At 60.6% G+C, this 1,077-nt stretch carries 1 protein-coding gene; it reads left to right on the top strand.

What is annotated here, in order from left to right; all coding sequences use genetic code 11:
- The coding region (locus tag ACFTXQ_RS36715; protein WP_382650044.1) for a polysaccharide biosynthesis tyrosine autokinase at positions 1-854 on the top strand (854 nt) is incomplete at its 5' end.
- Positions 855-1,077: the final 223 nt, after the last annotated feature.

Here is a 1,077-nt window from a genome sequence, read left to right as displayed (position 1 = left end):
TCGTGGGCCTGGTCACCGCCTTCGCGTTCAAGGCACTGCGCAGCGGAATCGAAGATCCGGCCGAAGTCGAAGACAAGTTCGGGATTCCCGTCTATGCGACGATTCCGCACTCTGATCAACAGTCTACGTTCGGACGCATCGAGCGAGCGGGCGGTAACAATGCGCCGTTGCTCGCCCGGGCCGCACCGACCGATCTTGCCGTCGAAGCCATTCGCAGCTTGCGCACCGCATTGCAGTTCGCTCAGTTCGATGCCAGAAACAACATACTGATGCTGACCGGCCCCGCACCGGGCGTGGGCAAGTCGTTCATTGCCGTCAACCTCGCTGCGTTGATGGCGAGTTCGGGAAAGAGAGTGCTGCTGATCGACGGAGACCTCCGTCGCGGCTACCTGCACCGCTACGTCGGGGCGGCGCGAGGACGTGGATTGACCGAGTTGATCAGATCGGGTGGCGACGCCGGCGAATTCATCCAGCCCGACACGCTCGTGAAGGGTCTTGACTTCATTCCTACCGGCGAACTGCCGCCGAATGCGGCCGAGCTCCTGCTGCATCCCAACTTCGAACAGGTGTTGAGTCAGCTCTCGTCCCGATACGACCACGTAATCGTCGATACCCCACCCGTGCTGGCCGTCACGGACCCCGCCATCATAGGTCGCTACGCCGGTGTGACGCTGCTGGTGTTGCGCTTCGGCGCGAATCCACCGCGGGAAGTGGAAATGGCAATCAAGCAGTTGCGCCAGGGGGGCGGGACGCTGAAAGGCGTGATCTTCAACGATCTGCCCCTGAACACAGCGGGGTACGCATACGGGAAATACAAGTACGCGTATCAGTACGAATACGCACCACGGCAATAATTTCAAGACCGGGCCCGGACGACCAGCCTAGCCCGGCTATCGATTCGAACCCACCATGTCGGCACAACGCATCATCAAGGCATTTCTCGCTCACGGTCTCGGACAGGCCGTGAGTGTGGTCGCCCAGATCGTATCGGTTCCCCTGTTTCTGTCGGTGTGGGGCGCGGCGAAATACGGCGAATGGATACTGATCTCGACGATTCCGACCTACCTCGCTTTGAGT

Origin of the sequence: Streptomyces sp. NPDC057010, assembly GCF_042673805.1 — a bacterium.
Lineage (GTDB): Bacteria > Actinomycetota > Actinomycetes > Streptomycetales > Streptomycetaceae > Streptomyces.
The sequence above is the reverse complement of the archived record's forward strand: the minus strand, read 5'-3'. Positions and strand labels throughout refer to the sequence as shown.